Origin of the sequence: Sporosarcina beigongshangi, assembly GCF_033485195.1 — a bacterium.
Lineage (GTDB): Bacteria > Bacillota > Bacilli > Bacillales_A > Planococcaceae > Sporosarcina > Sporosarcina beigongshangi.
On the sequence record NZ_JAWLIR010000010.1, the window covers coordinates 49,306 to 67,680 of the forward strand.

The following is an 18,375-nucleotide window of genomic DNA, read 5'->3' on the forward strand; positions in this document are numbered from 1 at the left end:
CTTTCCACTAAACTGTATGGTTATTACACGGTATCTTAGAGAGGGAGTGTTCACACATGTTCAACGTCTTTATGATTATTGGTGTGATTTTCATTGCCATTTCAGGTTTGACCCTTGGCGCATGGATAAATGGGCCTGAGCAAAGAGCAAACTTCCATTCAGAAACGAAGGAACATCGTAATGCCAGAGTAAGAATTGGTTTATACAGTGGCATCATCGGTTTTGCTTTCTTGGGACTGGCCGCAATTGTCTGGTTCCTATAAATGGAAATAATAAAGCAGCTTGTTCATCTCCATTTGGAGGAACAAGCCGCTTTTTCGTTACCTTGTGACGATGTCCTGAATTTCTGAACCATCGAGTGTTTCCTTCTTTATTAACAAGTCCACTAGCTCATCAAATTCAGTAGCGTATTGTTGAATAAGACTTTCTGTTTGATGAAGGGCTTTGTCAAAAATCGTTTGCATCTTCGACTCTTTTTGTCCTTCATTGAACGTAAGTGTAAAGCCGTTTTCGAGTAAACCAGTGTCGACCATTCTTTCGATGATTTCCTTGGCCTGCTGGACGTCTCCACCAACGCCAATACTGTGTTCACCAAGATACATACGCTCTGCTACTCCCCCCGCCAAAATCATGCTCACTTGGTCGAGCAATTCGCTATAGGTCGATAAATGAAGCTCTTTTTGAAACGGTGCTACATAGCCAAGCGCTTGTCCACGTGGAATAATCGTCGCCTTCCGTACTGAACCCGGCTTCGTAATTGCCGCGATGAGTGCATGACCCGTTTCATGAATGGCTACTCTCCGCTTCGTTTCGGTATCATTCAATGTACGTGATGTGCTACCTAAAATGGTACGATCAATCGCAAAATCTAGGTCGCTTTTATCAATTTGCTGACGTCCATCACGCATTGCCCTTCTACTCGCCGTTTCAAATAGTGAACTAAGCTCAGCACCAGAAAAACCTGCTGTACTATCCGCCAAGCCGTCTAAGGAAGCAGCTACATTATCCGCTAACAGCTTGCCTGTCGTATGAATGTCGATAATCTCTCTCCTGCCTGCCGCATCTGGCAATGGAACTTGGAATGAATAATCGATACGCCCTGGGCGAAGGAAAGCCTCGTCCAACATATCCTTACGGTTTGTTGCTGCAATGAAAAGCACACCATCATTATTATTGCCGCCATCCAATTGAACAAGCAATTCTGTTAACGTTTTTTCTGTTTCTTCCCCGCCATGCGTTTTCCGCTTCCCTGCAAGTGCATCTACTTCATCAATAAAAATGACAGCTGGTTTTTGCTTTCTGGCATTTTCAAATAGCGTGCGCACACGTGAAGCACCCACACCGACAAATAACTCGGTAAAAGCTGCGCCACTCGATGAATAAAAGGTAGCACCAATTTCGCGTGCTATCGCTTGCGCAAGTAATGTTTTCCCCGTGCCCGGCGGTCCATATAAGAGGAGGCCCTTCGGCGACGTGATGCCCAGCTGTTCCGATTGTTTCGGATTTTTGATGATGGATAAGGTTTGATGAATCTCTTCTTTCATTTCAAGCGGAAGCCCACCGATATGTTGTAAGGTAATGTCTGGTAATGGCGTTGCTTTGGCTGCACTGTTTTTCATCGCAGAAGCGCCAATGCCAATTTTACCCTTTTTGTGTAAGACGAATAATGTAACGAGTGATACTATGAGTAATCCACCAATAAACAAACCATTGAAACGATTTTGATTAGCATATTGATAGGATAAATTATATTTTTCAACTAATTGCTCGACTAGCTGACTTTGCGGGCGAACCTGTGTCACATAAAGTGCATCTGCCGTCTGCAAGTACAATGAGCCGTTAGCTGTTTCTTTCAATGACATTTCCTGATTTTGTTCAGCCTGAATCGTTTTTTCAAGCTCGGCAAACGAAATGGCGATTCCTTTGTTCGTATTAACTGTATACAAGCCGATACTTGCTACCGTTCCCATGACTAAGAGGACTAGAATGACAATCTTTGTTGCAAACTTCAAGCCTACTCAACTCCTTCTAAGGGATAACTTTAGTATAAATGATAAACCCAGTATTTTGGTAGGCGAATATAAGGACTTTCCACCAATAAAACCCAGTGACTGATGATGCCTTTATGAGAAACTGGGATACACCGATGCGAAACTCATATACCTTTCCGGAAAACTCGTATACCCTGCTAAAACTCGACTACCTTTTTTGCAAACTGGGATACACCGACGCGAAACTCGTATACCTTTCCGGAAAACTCGTATACCCCGCTAAAACTCGACTACCTTTTCAGCAAACTCGTATACTCCACCCGATTTCTCCCCATCAAAAAAGCCCTGAATTAGATTCAGAGCCCTCGCTTTACCACATTTTCAAAAACTGAGTTGTACGACTTCGACCAATTTCCATAAGCTCCTCTTTCGCCCCTTCATCCAGATCAAACTGCGTTGCACTAAAGCCATCTACTGGGATAAAAATAATATCCTTCTCGTGCTTGCGCGAAATATAACGTTCATCATGGGCATTTTTCATAGTTGTAAATAGAGCTTCGAATAACTGTAAGGCGTTGTGAATTGGATAGCCTTGCTGTTCTTCCTGGCTATGGCTAAGCTTTAGGCCGAGGACAGGACGCTGCTTTTTTCCTTTGTCATCGTCAAATATCCACATCGGAAAATTGCTTAATACACCGCCATCGACAACAATCGTATCGCCCGAGCCGACTTCCAATTTGACAGGTTCGAAGAAAAATGGAATGCCACAGCTCATCCGTAATGCTCGTGCAATCGGAAAGCTGTCTGCTGCGATACCGTAACGGTTCAAATCATCTGGTAATACTAGCATTTTCCCATTCGTCAAATCGGATGCAATGAGCTTTAGCGAGCCTGGCGCCACATCCGCAAAAGTATAAACACCTTTCGCCGCCAATTTTTCTAAAAACCAGTTCTCCAATGCTTTTCCTTGATATAAACCGAGCCGCCAATACAGACCAATCCACTTCATAAGGGGAAACGGCAACACGGTTTTCCGCGGATCTAATAGGGACATCATATCCAATTCATCTAACAGCTCTTCCATTTCATTCGCGGAATAGCCAGCTGCAATAAAACAAGCAATAATCGCACCCGCACTCGTGCCGGCTACTCGTTGAAAGCGATAGCCCTGCTCCTCCAACACCTTATACGCCCCGACTAATGCAAAACCTTTCAAACCTCCTCCTGAAAACACTCCATCTATTAACAACGTTGAACCTCTCCCTTTTCTTGGTGTTGTTACACTGTAAGAGCTAAGGGCGCATTGTAGAACTAAAAAAAAGCCCCTCAACAATTTTTAAGTTGTTGAAAGGCTCATCCTATGAATCATACTGACTGTCGAAACGTTCGTGCCCACGCAATGAGCTCTGATGCAATCATCGGCTTGGCAAAGTAATAGCCTTGAATAATTGGCTGTTCACATGTAGATGCTAAGAACTGGACTTGCTCTTCTGTTTCGACTCCCTCAAAAACGATGGATAAATTCAACGAGTCTCCTAGTGCGATAATTGCTTGAATAATCGCCGAGTCTTTTTCTGACATTGGGACTTCATCGACAAAGGACTTATCTATTTTCATCGTCGATATGGGCATTTGCTTTAAGTAGGATAATGATGATACACCCGTTCCAAAATCATCAAGTGCAACAGAGAAGCCTTCTTGTCTGAAAACACGCACGGCTCTTATCGCCTCATCAATGGATCGGACAAAGCTCGTTTCAGTAATTTCCAGTTCGAGTAGCTCGGGCTCTAGTCCGTAATGCGTCACGGTCTGTTTAAGCACTTTCAATAGACGCGAAGACGTCACATACTGACCCGGAATATTCACGGCCACATGTTCAATTCCCTCTCCTGCGTGACGCCACTGCGCTAATTGCCGACAGGCTCGCTCGATGACCCAATCTGTGACGTCTAGCATTTGATTGTTAGCTTCCAAAATAGGGATAAACACAGCCGGAGAAAGTACACCATAGGTCGGATGCTTCCAACGCAACAGCGTTTCAACACCTGCTATTTCACGCGTTTTGCTATTGATTTTAGGTTGAAACACAAGATACAGCTCATCTTCTGCCATCGCCCGCTCTACATCACTCGCTATTTCGCGTTCAAATGTATATGTATGGACTGCTGGATTATACAAAATAATTTCAAACTTGTATTGAAGTGACGGGGAGTTCAATACAGCAAGTACGTTTGAATAGGTCTTTGTAGCGTCGTTTTGTTGACTAGCCGGCAACCAAGCACAAACAGCCTGTAGCACAATTTCTTTTTCTTGAAAGACGGTGGAATCCCGAAGCATTTGGGCTATTTTTTCCATGGACGCTTTAAACATCGTCTCACTTTCAGTTCCCCATCCTAGAAAGGCAAAACGATTTCCTTCAATTCGATATAAATCAGTCTGGGGTGGATTAAAATTAACCATAATCTCTGAAATAGATTGTAGAACCCCATCTCCATAAAGATAGCCATTCTCTCGGTTAATTTTTTCCATATCATGAAAATGCCAAATAGCTAATGTTTGTTTAACTGAAGAATGACTGAGCTTCTTTTCAAATTGACGACGATTCGGTAATCTTGTTAGCATATCAAAATGATTCGTACGGTATTTTACATAACGATCTAACAAACTAGATAGTAGCAATAGACTAAGTAACAAAGCCATTCCGATTGTTACACTAATAACAATAAACGACATTTGTACTTCATGTGCAGCTGTCGATGTATGGGAATGGTCAGGTGAAACATAGAATGACATAGCAATCATTCCTGTGTAATGCATACTTGAAACAGCCAGGCCAAGTATAATCGCTGTCATTAGCTGAATAAAATGATTTTCCATATATCGTTGTAGCGTTGAAAATACGTATAACGCGATAAAGGATACGACGATGGCTATTAAAATGGATGCCGTAAATAACCAAGCATTATAAACATGTAGCGCCTCCATTTTCATAGCGGCCATCCCAACATAATGCATCGTTGAAATACCGATCCCCATTACCACACTTGCAATGCCGTAAGACCAAAATAATTTCTTTGGGCGGTTGGCTATGTAAAAGGCTAAAAAAGATGCAAACATTGCAGGAAAAACAGAAATAATCGTTAGCAATCGATCGTAATGCATACTTACAGGCAATGAGAATGCACTCATACCGACAAAATGCATAGACCAAATGCCAAATCCCATTGCAATCGATGCTAATGAAAGCCAAAAATTCCGATGAAAAAAACTACGTTGCTGGGCTCGCTTGTTCATGGACAATGCTGTATAAGAGGCAACACAAGCAATAAGAATGGATAAAAATATGATTGGATATGAATACTCTCCCTGTAATTCAATCAGATGTTCTGACGGCTTAATAAAATGCACAATGATCACCCCTTTCGATGATTAACAGCTTACTAAACTATACCATTTTTCTCACTCCCTCTACACTGTAAAGTATCTTCAGATTGTTAGATACATTCATTCAATTTCAAAATTCTCTCTATTGTTCCAGCCGAAACTTTAGAAGCAAGTCTGCGTCTATACTAATGTACATTTTTCAAGATTACATGTAACGGAGGAATATAATTATGCAAGCAGATAACAAAAAACGTAAAAAGTGGCCATGGATTATTGCGATTATCGGTCTCGTAATCGGAGGCATTGCCTTGACTATCTATATAGATTTGACGTCGACATTAAAAGGGATGTACGAGCCCATTGATAGAGAACAATCGACTAAGCGGGAAAGTACAATTATTTTTGATAAAAAAGAACCTTTCTCTGTCCTTATTTTAGGTGTTGATGAACGGGAAGGTGATAAAGGACGCTCAGATACAATGATTGTCATGACGGTCAATCCTACTTTAAAATCTACGAAAATGGTTAGTATCCCGCGTGATACGTACACTGAAATTGTCGGCCATGGTACACAGGATAAGCTGAATCACGCGTTTGCGTTTGGGGGTATTCAGATGTCACTAGATTCTGTCGAGAATTTATTGGATATGCCGATTGATTATGTAGCAGAAGTTAATATGGAAGGTTTCCAAGATGTAGTAGATGCTGTTGGTGGCATAAACGTAACGAACACAATGGATTTCACACAGGATTCCTTTGATTTCCAGGCTGGTGAACTAACATTATCTGGTGAAATGGCCTTATCCTATGTGCGGATGCGAAAAGAAGACCCTAGTGGCGATTGGGGAAGGCAGGATCGACAAAGGCAAGTCATACAAGGCGTGCTATCAAAAGGTAAATCATTTAATACCCTACTCAATTACCGTAGTGTCTTTCATGCGTTAGGCGATAATGTAAAAACCAATATGTCATTCGATGAAATGGTCGATGTACAGCAAAACTATCGGAATGCGGCTGATAAAATTGAGCAATTGCATTTTGAAAAGGGCTCTGGCCAGCGGATGAACGGAGGAATATGGTATTACATCATGGATGAAGAGGAACTACTCGAAGTGACAACCACGTTAAAGCAGCATTTGGAATTACAGTGAAATCGGGTGAACCGCGAGAGTACATTCTCACGGTTCCTTTTTTATTTGGCCAAGTTATCGAAACTCCACTTCAGATTCGCACCTGTCCATTGCCACGAATCATATATTTACTAGTCGTCAATGCTTTCAATCCCATTGGTCCCCTAGCGTGTAACTTTTGTGTGCTAATGCCGATTTCAGCTCCGTAGCCGAATTCAAAGCCATCTGTAAATCGAGTGGATGCATTATGATAAACGGCGGCTGCATCAACACGTGTTAAAAACATTGCGGCACGCTGCTCATCATTTGTAATAATCGCCTCCGAATGCTGTGTACCGTATTGATTAATATGTGCAATGGCTTCGTCAAGTCCCATAACAAGCTTAATACTGACCGTTAGGCCGAGGTATTCCGTAGACCAGTCCGATTCAGATGCCTCTTGTACGCCCTGACATGCACGGACGACAGTTTCATCGCCGAAAATCTCCACGTCGTTTTGCACGAGCTGTTCAACTAACTCCTTGCCGTATTGCGTAAACCACTTCTCATGAATTAAAATCGTTTCGATTGCATTGCAAACCGATGGCCGTTGAATTTTTGCATTTAAAGCAATCGCCCCAGCCATACCAGAATCCGCCGTTTCATCAATATAAATATGACAATTGCCTGCACCTGTTTGAATAACGGGAACCGTTGCCTCGCGGATGACCGTGTCAATTAGCGTTTTACCACCTCTTGGAATGAGAACATCCAAGTAGTCGTTTAAACGAAATAGTTCCTTCGCGGTTTCCCGACTCGTATCTTCAATGAACTGTATAGAATCTTGTGGGATAGCACTCTTCTCAAGTGCTGTATGAATGGATTTAACAAGTATTCGATTCGAATATTTTGCAGAGGAGCTGCCCCGCAATACTACAGCATTGCCTGTTTTGATAGCTAATGTCGCCGCATCTACAGTGACATTCGGTCTCGCTTCATAAATCATGCCAATCACGCCAATTGACACACGCTTCACTTCAATATGCAAACCATTTTCTTTTTCGATCGTCTCCAGTGTTTCACCAATTGGATCTGCCAATGCGATTAGCAGCTTCACAGCCTCAGCTATATCTCGAATGCGTTTCTCCGTTAACATAATCCGATCCAAAACAGCTTCCGTCAGCCCGTTTGCTCGCCCTTCCTCCAAGTCCTTTTGGTTTTCAGCAAGAATAGATGATTGATCGACCAATAGTTGTTCAGCAATCAATGCCAACGCCTCATTTTTTTGCTCTGTTGTTACATTGACCAATGAATAGCTTGCTTGTTTTGCCATTTGACCTTTTCTCGTTACTTCACTCATCCCAATTCCCCCTCATATTCAAGTTCGCTTTAATCAATACCGTCCAATTTTCACGACATTCTCCAGCAGTAGCTATAGCATGCATCAGCTGGAACCGTTGTATCTGACGCATGCTATAGCTGTACCCAGCGATCCCGATGAATCACTTCCGTTGTCGTCGTCTGCTTTTTCAACTGGTAATTTTCAATCGCACCGTCTAGCTCATCAGATGAATAACTGACTTCCCCTCTGCCTAACAAACCATTCATTCCATACACTTCTACGACATCTCCTTTGCCAAAAGTCCCTGTCACTTTGAACACGCCCGCTGGCAATAAGCTTCTCCCATTATATAAAATCGCTTCTTCCGCGCCTTGATCGACATATAGTTTACCTGTCGATTCGGAATGCAAGACAATCCATTGTCTGCTTGTATTGATTTTTGTATAATCGGGATTGGCAATATACGTTCCATCCCCTGTACCCTCTAAAATTTCAAGCAACTTTCGCGAGCCTTTTCCGGTCCCTATAAAAATAGGAACCCCAAGAGAATAGGCCGTTTTAGCCGCTAGCAACTTCGATTTCATACCCCCTGTACCGACTTTTGAACCCGTATCTTCAGCACCGTTCAAAAGAGTATCCGTAATTTCCTCCAAATAATCAAAGCGCTGAGCCGCTGGATTACTATGCGGATTCGCATCATATAGTCCGTTAATATCCGTCAATATAATGAGTCGATCTGCATGAAGCAATCCACTTACAAGTGCAGATAGCATATCATTATCTCCAAACGTCAATTCATCTACAGAGACAGTATCATTTTCGTTAATAATTGGTAAAACACCTCGTTCCAATAACTCTGTCAATGTCGCAAAGGCATTTCTATAACGCTCACGGTTGGAAAAGTCACTGCGTGTCAATAAAATTTGTGCAGGCACAAGATGGTGCTTACGCAATTTCTCAATATAAGATTGCATTAATAAACCTTGCCCCACCGCGGCTGCCGCTTGCTTTCCTTTAATTGTAAGTGGTCTTGACGGATAGCCTAAACCCGCAAATCCCGCCGCCACTGCGCCGGAAGAGACAACAATCACCTCATGCCCTGCTTTTCGTAGTGCTGAAAATGCCTCAATATGATCGTCGAATTTCTCCTGATCGATTTCTCCTTTATCATTCGTTAAGGAGCTGCTTCCTATTTTGACAACAATTCGTTGTTTTTTCATATCAATATCCCCCTATAAGTAAACACAAAAAAGCCCAGTCATCCTTAATATTAAGGACGAAAGAGCTTTACTTCCGCGGTACCACCAAAATTGGATGCGTTTGAACGCACCCCGCTTTCCTCATAACGCCGAGGTTCGCGCCTATATTTTACATAGGACTCCAAAGGCAGGTTCTGTGGCTTGTTTATGGCGAAATCTTTCAGCTAATAAATTTCGCTCTCTGTCACAACAAGTTAGCACATACTAATCCTTCATCACTGTTCAATTTTCTAAGATTGTAAATAATCATACAATACAAAAAGGAATTGTCAAGCACCAACTTACAATTTTTTCTCCTAAAGCAATACTGGCGTTGCCAAAATACAGCCATTACTTTCTTTTATTTAATCAAACCAGCACTACCAGGCTGTCTTTTTTTTCTAATCCACGCGAATACGATTGCGGCAATCAAAGTGAAGCCCAAATAGCCCATTGCCGGGTACACTGTACCAACAAGCGTAATAAAACCGACGAAACTCGCACCATATGCAGCTAGTCCAAATACGACAACAGCACCTTTAAAGCGCATCGTTTCCGGTTTGACCAGGCGTGCTGAGAATGCATACAACATGCCAACTGCGGTGTTATAGATCATACCTAATAAGATAATGGACATGATTGCACCCATCATCGGATTTATATTGTTTGCTAAAAATAGCATCGGCATCGGTATACTAGCAATTTCTTTTAGCTGTGTCAGCATTGAGATATTGATAAGCAGGATAAGGAGTCCAAGACCTAGACCACCGATGATTCCACCCCATGCAGCTACTTTTTCGTTCTTAACCGTTCCCCCCATAACTGTCAGCATCGCCGCTCCAGCAGCAATATTATAGGAAACATATAGAACTGCACCTAATAGCCAATGAGAGGCACCTTGATTGCTCTTCGTAACAGCTGCTTGAATATCAGCTGACGAAAAATCAAAATTGGCAACGGAGTAAACCGTAATCACGATGACGAGCAATAACAAAAACGGTGTAAATGCGCTAATAAGTGTAATCACTTTCCGAACACTCAACATGACAGAGGCAATTGTCAAAACGGCCATAACAATACTTCCGATATAAGCAGGAATGTTAAATTGCTGCTCAAAAATGGCACCTGCACCTGAAAACATCACAACGGTGACTCCAAACAAGAAAAACGTAATAATGAAGTCAACAATCACTCCTAAATAACGTCCACAAATATGATAGATCACATTTTGATGAGATGTTGTCTGTAAACGGCTTCCGAGCTGCGTTAAGTTCATGCCTAGAAAAGCAAATAATGCCGTTGCAACAAGCGATCCAGCGATGCCGATTACACCAAAGCTAGTAAAAAATTGCAATATTTCTTGTCCGGATGCAAAGCCCGCCCCGACAATCACTCCGATGAAAGCCGCTCCGATTTGAAAACTTTTTCTCATACCTTTCCCTCCATTATCGGTGTCTTTCACCTATGTTTTTATTACGAGAATAGTGTTTTACACTAATGAATCAATTTCACAACTACTTGTTTTAATAAAAAAACAAATAATTATATGTTTACTTATTTAAAAATTCGTCATTATGACACTCTACTTTCGTTGATTGGAGCGCAAGTCGGCGACTCCTGCGGGAAGAGCATGAGCCTTGAGACCCCGCAGGGAGCGAAGCGGACGAGGAGGCTCAAGCCATGCCCGCGGAAAGCGTCCGACTGAAGCGAAAATCAACCTTGTTCGCATTTTAGAATTGTTCGTTCTATTATAAAATTGATTCAATTACCCCATAATAAAATATATATTCTGAATACTATAAGCGCAGTGGGTGAACATGCTCACCCAATCTACTTATTCCGCTTTAAAATGCATTTCTTCCACTGTGAAATTATCCATCGCTTCAAGATTTGGCTCATAGCCAATCCCATATGCCGTTGGAACTGTAATATAGCCTTGTTCAACAACAACCTCTGGTGAAATGACATCTTGTTCCCAATAACGAGATGAGCCTGCTGTATCGCCAGGTAGAATAAAGTTTGGTAGTGTAGTTAGCGCAACGTTATGAGCGCGCCCGATACCTGACTCGAGCATGCCGCCACACCAAACCGGAATGTTGCGTTCCATGCAATAATCATGAATTTTTTTCGCTTCAGTCAAGCCGCCGACACGACCAATTTTAATGTTAATGATTTTTGTGCTCCCCAGTTCAATCGCTTTTCGCGTATCTTCCAGAGAATGAATACTTTCATCCAAACAAATGGGTGTCTTCAACTGTTTTTGAAGTGTGGCATGATCGATGATGTCATCTGAAGCAAGCGGTTGTTCAATCATTGTCAAATTAAATTCGTCTAACTGTTTTAACAGCTCCACATCTTCAAGTGTATAAGCCGAGTTGGCATCCGCCATAAGCGGAACGTCTGGGAAATTTTTACGAAGCTCGCGTATAATCTCTACGTCATAGCCTGGTTTAATTTTCACTTTAATACGTTTATAACCTTCCTCAATAAAGCCTCCGACAGTCGCGACTAATTCAGCAACATTCTTCTGGATACCAATACTTATGCCAACTTCTATTCTTTCATGCTTTCCACCTAAAGCTTGTGCCAAAGTCAGTTCATTGCGCTTGGCATACAGGTCCCAAATCGCACCTTCAACAGTCGACTTCGCCATATTATTTTTACGAATGGCACTGAACAATTCACTCACCTCATCCGGGTGATTAATTTCATTCCCCAGTACGAGTGGAATTAAAAAATCTTTAATCATATGCACATTCGTTTCGAGTGTTTCTTCGTTATACCAAGGTGAATGAAAGGCAACCGACTCCCCCCACCCTGTATTGCCAAGCTCATCCTTCACTTCGAGCAAGAGAAAATCCTTATCCTGAAACGTACCAAAGCTTGTTGTAAACGGGTTTTTCATCGTCATTTTCATTTTACGAATATTAATTTCTTTAATAATCATTTAGATTTCCTCCTATTTAACTTGTAATGGAACAGTGCTTCTTTTTACAAATTGGTAGTAATGAACGCCCTCGTCGGTTTTTTTAACGCTTACCGCTACATAACCAGCGCCGAACAATGTTTGAAAAACAGTCCTGATTTTCAGTCGCCAATCTAGCGCAAGGCTTGGCTCTGTTTTTTTGATGAACTGAAAATCTTCTGGCACAGGAACTTCAATACCTTCACTATTTGTCGGAATCTTCGCCGGCTCCACTTCAATCGTTGGATTTCCTTGAGCAGAATAGCCTACTGCAAACGGTTGAACATATCCAGTAATTTTCGGCGTCCATTTCTCATTCACTCGTTCACTTGAAATCCACCACTCGATTTGCAGTCGATCAGACGGAAGTCCTTTATTCAAGCCGTCTTCCATTTCACCATAACAATTTTCTAAATACGTATCACAAATCCCATATAATTTCGACATATTTAAATACGCATTGCGACTTTCCAGCGGGTCAAATGTCCAAATCATTAAATCATAGCCCATCTCCAAGGCAAGTCTTCGCTGTTCCTCTTTCAAAAGCTTGCCAATTCCGATTGACCGATAATCCGGATGAATACCAAGCATATGTGAGCATAAATACGTTTTCCCTTTACTGAATCCAGGGAAAGCATAAGAAAAACCGACAATGTCTTCACCAGAAAATGCCCCTAACATTAATCCACCATTTTTCACTGCTGTAAAGGTTTGGTGTGTTGGAATGGGGTGAATTCCCCAGACTTTTTGCTCGAGCGTTTGGACCCAGCTCATTTCTTCATTCGTTTCTAATTTGCGTATGGATAGATTCGCTTCCATAAACTCACTGCCCCTTCTCTAACAGCTCAAACGTATGCATAACTGTTCGTGCGAGTATTTCAATACCCGTTTGTATACTGTCGTGATTGAATGTCATGTTCGGATGATGAAGCCCTGGCGACAAGTCGCATCCAAGACCGAGCATCGTCGTTTTGACAGTCGGCCTTTTTAACGTGTAATAATGAAAATCCTCGCCACCTGGCGTAACGATGGACGGTGCTAGAAACGCTTCACCGACTGTTTCCCTTATCGCATTTGCCATCAGTTCTACCGCAATCTCATCCACTTGAGCTGCCACAATTTCAGCTTGCACTTCATAATCAATGGTAACATCAGACATCGCCGCAACCGCATGAATGGCTTTTGCCACCTGGCTCATCAGCTGATCCATGACTTCGTTTGTTTGCGCGCGGAGGTCCAGGCTGAAACTTGCATTTCCCGGGATAATGTTCGCCGACTCTCCCCCCGCTTGAAACATCGTCATTTTCGCGGAGTGCGGCACCGTCGGATCGACATGGATGGACTGAATCGCCTGAACAAGACGAGCCATCACTTCAATGGCATTTTGACCGAGATGCGGTCTTGCTCCATGCGTATCTGTTCCAATAATTGACCCTTTTATCATTTTTGCTGAACCGTGCAAAATGGCAGGTGCTGAGTAACCATGACTGATTTCCTGAATCGGGCGCAAATGAATGCCATACAAATAATCGACATCGTTAACGACACCTTTTTCCACGAACGACAATGCACCTGTCCCTTTTTCTTCGGCAGGTTGAAAAATCACTTTCAATCGACCTGTTTTCGGGTAGCCGAGTTTTTTCAGTACAAGCAACGCACCCACCGTGATGGTCATATGCGCGTCATGACCACATGAATGATTCGCTTGGAAAACCCCATCGACTTCTTGCCAGAGTGCATCGATATCCGTACGAAGCCCTACACAATACTCTCCAGTCCCCATTGTCGCAACTAGTCCCGTAGAATCATCGAATGTCGTCACTTGAAGTCCTTCATTCTCCATCAATTGTTTTAGATACTTCGTCGTTTCAACTTCTTGCCAACTGATTTCAGGGTGTGCATGCAAATGATTGAACAACTCTTCGACTGTTGGTTTCACTTCTTGTAATACAGTTTTCAATTTCCTTCTACTCCTTCAACAAATAAGAAATCACTCGATATTGATTGATACGTTTGCTGTCGTTTTTCGAAACTTTCTTTTTCTTTTACAGACAACCCGGCAACAATCGCATTCATAAATGAAAACAAAGAAGCTGTTGCATCAAGCGTCGACTTATTTGGAGAATACATCGGGAATAGCACATCGCTAAACGCATGAATCGGTGCCAACAAAGAATCCGTGATGCCAATCATGAATGCACCTTGCTTATGAGCCAATTGCGCTATTTGTATCGTTTCTTTTAAATAGCGATGAAATGAAATGACAATGACAACGGAGTGATCATTCATTTGACTCAGCGTTTGAACGACATCTTCCGTTTCTGGTCGCAACAACTGGACATTTTCCCTCACTAAACCAAGTGTATAAGAAAGCCAATTGGCTGCGGTATACGATGAACGAAGGCCAAGAACATAGACCGTCTCAGCTGTAGAAAGGCGTTCAATGGCCGTTTCATAATCTGCTTCTTTTATTTGTTTCATTGTCTCCATAATATATCTCTGATCCTGCTCCATCACTTTTTCAAAAAAATGAGGTTCTTGCTCCAGTGCAAGCTTGGATTCTTGATAGGTTGTCAGACTGCTTTCCTGCGAAAACAATTGTTCACGTGTCATCTTCTGCAATTCTGCATAACCCGAAAGAGCCAGGCTATAGCAAAAGCGGATAACTGTCGTTTCACTGACGCCAATGGTCACCCCAACCTCTTGCGCTGAAGCCATCGCAACTCTTTTCGGATGATCAATGACATAGAGCGCAACTTTTTTCTGACTTTTCGACAGTTGGTTGTACTGTTCATGAATACGTGTTTTTAATGTCATTTTCTAACTTCCTTTTTTGAAGTGATACCTTTTTTATTTTATACAATGAAGTTTAAACTTCATATTTATTATAAATTAACTTACCACAAACGTTAGCAGAATTCAAACTATTTTCTGATATTTGTATCAGTGGCTCAGATTTATTCGCCGAACAGCGTGCCTTCTTGCCAATTATGTTAAAATGAAAGTGCTGGAGGGATTAGCATGAGTGAAAATAAAAAAATGCCTGGACATGAACGCCGTCAATTGATTATTGACACATTGCAAGCATCTGTTCAACCAATGACAGGGAAAGAGCTTGGAGAAATGACCAATGTCAGTCGCCAAGTTATTGTCGGGGATATTACATTGCTTAAAGCAAAAAATGAGCCAATCATTGCGACAAGTCAAGGCTACATTTATATGCATACACAAACAACACCGAGTAAAATCGAAAAAGTAATCGTCTGTCAACACAAACCGGAGCAGACCGAAGAGGAATTGAATATTCTTGTCGACAATGGTGTTACTGTTAAAGACGTAAAAATCGAACATCCTGTTTACGGGGATCTTAGCGCCTCAATCATGGTAGCTAATCGCAATGAGGTGCAACAATTTATTAAAAGAATTAGTGAGTCGAGTGCGGTTTACTTATCGAAATTGACGGAAGAAGGTATCCACCTTCACACCATCGTCGCAGACAATGAAGAGCAAATAAAAAATGCCGAAGATGCATTACGAAAAGCGGGTATCCTCGTCGAATGACAGATACCCGAAATTGAGCGAGCAGAGCATTTAGACTCCCTGCTCGCTCAATTTCGCTCGCCTGCGGATATCAATAAAACAGCCACACGAAAACTGGACCTAGAATAGAACCGATGATAGCACATAATGTCATGGAAACCGAGCTCATCGACGCTTCCTGCTCACCAAGTTCCAACGCTTTGGATGTACCAAGTGCATGTGCCCCAGCTCCTAAACCTATGCCCCGCCCCATCGCCGTATCGATTCGAGTCCATTTAAACAACATCGGTCCGAAAATGACTCCCGAAAAACCTGCAATCATGACAAATACAGTTGCTAATGAAGAAATACCTCCTACTGCCGCTGTAATTTGGATTGCAATAGGCGTTGTAATGGATTTCGGTAATAATGATAAAATTACATCTTGTGAAAAACCGAATAACTTGGCAAACAACACGCCACTCACCATTCCAGCAAGTACCCCCATTAACACTCCTCCAATAATCGGGAGTACATTCCTTTTAAGCAAATCCTGCTGTTTATATAACGGAATGGCCAATGCAACGATTGCTGGACCTAACAATACATCCAGCCACTTGCCCCCAATCATATACGTTGAATAAGGGACTTTGAACAACAGAAGGATTACAATTACAGTAACTGTCGATGTCAGGATGGGAATTAAAAAAGAACGACGATATTTTACATAGAAGAAATTCATCACCATATACGTGGAGATTGTCATGAAGAAAAAAAGGACGGTCAGCATCATTATTCGCATGGTACTTCCCCCCTCCTTTTAGCCGCTTTCCGAGCAATGAATTGACTTGTATAGCCCGAAATCCACATCGTCAAAAATGTACTAATTATTGTAATCGGGATTAACAGAAAGCCTTTGCCTTTGAAAATATGTCCATAGTCCATCCCCCCGACTGTCGCAGGTAAAAGAAAAAGCGGGATAAAGGATAAAAGAAAATAAGAGCCCGTTTCAATCCAGTGTAGTCGGAAAATTTTCAACGACAGAGCCGCCCATAGTAATAGCAGCCCAATAATACTACCTGGAAGAGGTATGTGAAAAAAACTTTGTAGCCAGTTGCCTACAAGTACAAAACTATATAATAAAATGACTTGTGCAATGATTTTCACATATTTCATTATTATTCCCCCTCCCATTTTGTCTAAATATATAGATGGATCTCCCGACTATTTATATTAGTATAGAGAAGTAGGTTGTAAATATCAAAGAGGGATTTTTTTGATAGTATGAAAGTTTTGAAACTATTAGTTAACCTAGAACGTATAAAAACTATTCTACTTAAATGTAAGGGGTGATTGTAAATGGGATTTGATCCATTTGGTGATTTCATGTTTTCGGCTGTTCCAATCTTCATCGGCATCGTATTTATTATTGTGTTTGGATTTATTTTAGTCGCAATCATAGGTAGTATTAGTAAGTGGAGTAAAAACAACAACTCACCAAAGCTAACCGTACCTGCTGAAGTGGTTACCAAGCGCACCAATACATCCGGCGGATCGGGTGACTCTTCTGCTAGCACATGGTATTATGTCACCTTTCAAGTCGAAAGTGGCGACCGCATGGAGTTAGGCATGAAAGGCTCTGAATACGGTATGCTTGCCGAAGGAGATGTGGGAATGCTGACATTCCAAGGCACGCGCTATCTCGAATTTAAACGCGTAGTGAATGATTAAAATACAATAAAACAAACAAGCGCCATAGCAAATCCAGTCGCTGTGGCGCTTGTTGCTTGTAATAGTGTCCGATTCAACCTTCTATTCCAATCCGATTTCCCGCTCCAACTGCTTCAAAAAACCTACCATATAATCATGCCGTTGCTCTGCTAAGCACTTGCCCTCTTCTGTCACCATCAATTCTTTCAACAACAGCAATTTTTCATAAAAATGCGTGACCGACGCGGTTTCCTTCCCACGGTATTCCGTTTCAGACATACTGCCACGTGCCGTTTCACTTTTGTCATAAAGCTTTCTACCTCTTGCCCCACCGAATGCAAACGTTCTCGCAATACCAATTGCTCCAATCGCATCCAAACGATCTGCATCGCGAACAATTGCCCCTTCAATCGAGGTAAGCTCCTTAGCATTACCACCGCTGAATGACACACTTTCTACACACGCTAAGACTTGCAGCGCCAAATCTTCTGATGCACCGATTGTCTGTAAAATATCTGTAGCCGTTAACTGCCCCTCCGTTTGATATTTTGCATCATCAATATCGTGCAACAAAACGGCTAGACGAACGACCTCCTCATTCGCAGTTGCTTCTTTTTGTAAAATTTCTTCCGCATTTTTCAATACGCGTTCAATATGCGCAAAATCATGACTTGCATCAAACTGATTGTAAATTCCTTCAACAATTTGCTGACATTTATCTAATAGTACTTCCATAAATTCACCCCATTTTTAATTAATAAAATATTGTACAACCCATTCAGAAAGTTCAGGCATATCATTGACGCAAATTGTCGATTCATGTATAGTTAAATCATCCATGTTATGATGGATTGGACATTGAAACGCCGAGGAGGAGTCTACATGTACCAGGGAAAAGTGAAATGGTTCAGCAATGAAAAAGGCTATGGTTTCATCGAAGCGGATGACGGGGAAGATGTGTTCGTCCACTTTACCGGTATTGTATCAGAAGGCTTTAAAACGCTTGACGAAGGGCAAACTGTATCTTTCGAAATTATCGAAGGAAATCGAGGTCCTCAGGCGGCGAATGTCTTAAAATCTGGAGATGAATGATTGAACACAAAATCCCGCTGATGCA

The 18,375-nt window shown here is 42.0% G+C and carries 18 protein-coding genes; 5 read left to right on the plus strand and 13 right to left on the minus strand.

Features of this window, described 5'->3' with window-relative positions; translation table 11 throughout:
* Positions 1–56 precede the first annotated feature (56 nt).
* The gene (locus tag R2B77_RS07380; RefSeq protein WP_203246522.1) at positions 57–263 is read left to right on the plus strand and encodes a DUF5316 family protein; all 207 of its coding nucleotides are present in this window, start codon (positions 57–59) and stop codon (positions 261–263) included.
* Positions 264–320: 57 nt separating this feature from the next.
* On the opposite strand, the gene R2B77_RS07385 is transcribed toward R2B77_RS07380, so the two are convergent.
* The 3 genes from R2B77_RS07385 to R2B77_RS07395 form a co-directional block, all read right to left on the minus strand.
* Complete coding sequence (locus R2B77_RS07385; protein WP_212391216.1) at positions 321–1,970, minus strand: AAA family ATPase; 1,650 nt, start codon at positions 1,968–1,970, stop codon at positions 321–323.
* A 391-nt stretch (positions 1,971–2,361) separates the two neighbouring features.
* Positions 2,362–3,240 (minus strand): patatin-like phospholipase family protein, encoded by an 879-nt coding sequence (locus tag R2B77_RS07390; protein ID WP_203246520.1) that lies wholly within the window; start codon positions 3,238–3,240, stop codon positions 2,362–2,364.
* A gap of 116 nt (positions 3,241–3,356) precedes the next feature.
* Positions 3,357–5,399, minus strand: coding sequence for a putative bifunctional diguanylate cyclase/phosphodiesterase (locus tag R2B77_RS07395; RefSeq protein ID WP_203246519.1), 2,043 nt, complete (start codon positions 5,397–5,399; stop codon positions 3,357–3,359).
* 206 nt (positions 5,400–5,605) lie between these two features.
* Between R2B77_RS07395 and R2B77_RS07400 the strand changes: the two genes are divergently transcribed.
* Positions 5,606–6,526, plus strand: a complete 921-nt coding sequence (locus tag R2B77_RS07400; RefSeq protein ID WP_203246518.1) for an LCP family glycopolymer transferase — start codon at positions 5,606–5,608, stop codon at positions 6,524–6,526.
* Positions 6,527–6,596: 70 nt separating this feature from the next.
* On the opposite strand, the gene R2B77_RS07405 is transcribed toward R2B77_RS07400, so the two are convergent.
* The 7 genes from R2B77_RS07405 to R2B77_RS07435 all read right to left on the minus strand — a co-directional run bounded on the left by R2B77_RS07405 (position 6,597) and on the right by R2B77_RS07435 (position 14,846).
* Positions 6,597–7,844: a glutamate-5-semialdehyde dehydrogenase gene (locus tag R2B77_RS07405; RefSeq protein WP_203246517.1), complete on the minus strand. Its 1,248-nt coding sequence runs from the start codon at positions 7,842–7,844 to the stop codon at positions 6,597–6,599.
* Between the two features lie 113 nt (positions 7,845–7,957).
* Positions 7,958–9,046: a glutamate 5-kinase gene (gene proB, locus R2B77_RS07410; protein WP_203246516.1), complete on the minus strand. Its 1,089-nt coding sequence runs from the start codon at positions 9,044–9,046 to the stop codon at positions 7,958–7,960.
* A gap of 379 nt (positions 9,047–9,425) precedes the next feature.
* Positions 9,426–10,496, minus strand: a complete 1,071-nt coding sequence (locus tag R2B77_RS07415; protein WP_203246515.1) for a YkvI family membrane protein — start codon at positions 10,494–10,496, stop codon at positions 9,426–9,428.
* Positions 10,497–10,898: 402 nt separating this feature from the next.
* Positions 10,899–12,011 (minus strand): o-succinylbenzoate synthase, encoded by a 1,113-nt coding sequence (gene menC, locus R2B77_RS07420; RefSeq protein WP_203246514.1) that lies wholly within the window; start codon positions 12,009–12,011, stop codon positions 10,899–10,901.
* A 12-nt stretch (positions 12,012–12,023) separates the two neighbouring features.
* A complete protein-coding gene (locus tag R2B77_RS07425; RefSeq protein ID WP_203246513.1) occupies positions 12,024–12,848 on the minus strand; it encodes a GNAT family N-acetyltransferase in 825 nt (274 codons plus the stop codon).
* 4 nt (positions 12,849–12,852) lie between these two features.
* Entirely contained in the window at positions 12,853–13,989 is a 1,137-nt protein-coding gene (locus R2B77_RS07430) for a M20 peptidase aminoacylase family protein (RefSeq protein WP_203246512.1), read from the minus strand.
* Positions 13,986–14,846: a MurR/RpiR family transcriptional regulator gene (locus R2B77_RS07435; RefSeq protein WP_203246511.1), complete on the minus strand. Its 861-nt coding sequence runs from the start codon at positions 14,844–14,846 to the stop codon at positions 13,986–13,988. The genes R2B77_RS07430 and R2B77_RS07435 overlap by 4 nt, the downstream gene beginning before the upstream one ends.
* 198 nt (positions 14,847–15,044) lie before the next feature.
* Here R2B77_RS07435 and R2B77_RS07440 point away from each other — a divergent pair, with 198 nt between their 5' ends.
* Positions 15,045–15,590: a transcription repressor NadR gene (locus R2B77_RS07440; protein WP_322555673.1), complete on the plus strand. Its 546-nt coding sequence runs from the start codon at positions 15,045–15,047 to the stop codon at positions 15,588–15,590.
* A gap of 70 nt (positions 15,591–15,660) precedes the next feature.
* Here the strand turns inward: R2B77_RS07440 and R2B77_RS07445 are convergent, their stop codons facing one another.
* Both R2B77_RS07445 and R2B77_RS07450 read right to left on the minus strand, forming a co-directional pair.
* Positions 15,661–16,350: an LrgB family protein gene (locus R2B77_RS07445; protein WP_203246509.1), complete on the minus strand. Its 690-nt coding sequence runs from the start codon at positions 16,348–16,350 to the stop codon at positions 15,661–15,663.
* Positions 16,341–16,724 (minus strand): CidA/LrgA family holin-like protein, encoded by a 384-nt coding sequence (locus tag R2B77_RS07450; protein ID WP_203246508.1) that lies wholly within the window; start codon positions 16,722–16,724, stop codon positions 16,341–16,343. The genes R2B77_RS07445 and R2B77_RS07450 overlap by 10 nt, the downstream gene beginning before the upstream one ends.
* 183 nt (positions 16,725–16,907) lie before the next feature.
* On the opposite strand from R2B77_RS07450, the gene R2B77_RS07455 reads away from it, so the two are divergent.
* Positions 16,908–17,279 carry a DUF2500 domain-containing protein gene (locus tag R2B77_RS07455; RefSeq protein WP_203246507.1) on the plus strand — a complete coding sequence of 124 codons (372 nt, stop codon included), beginning with the start codon at positions 16,908–16,910 and terminating at the stop codon, positions 17,277–17,279.
* Positions 17,280–17,360: 81 nt separating this feature from the next.
* Here R2B77_RS07455 and R2B77_RS07460 read toward each other — a convergent pair whose 3' ends face one another.
* Entirely contained in the window at positions 17,361–17,993 is a 633-nt protein-coding gene (locus tag R2B77_RS07460; protein WP_203246506.1) for an HD domain-containing protein, read from the minus strand.
* A 147-nt stretch (positions 17,994–18,140) separates the two neighbouring features.
* On the opposite strand from R2B77_RS07460, the gene R2B77_RS07465 reads away from it, so the two are divergent.
* Positions 18,141–18,350: a cold-shock protein gene (locus R2B77_RS07465; RefSeq protein WP_203246505.1), complete on the plus strand. Its 210-nt coding sequence runs from the start codon at positions 18,141–18,143 to the stop codon at positions 18,348–18,350.
* The last annotated feature ends 25 nt before the right edge of the window (positions 18,351–18,375 follow it).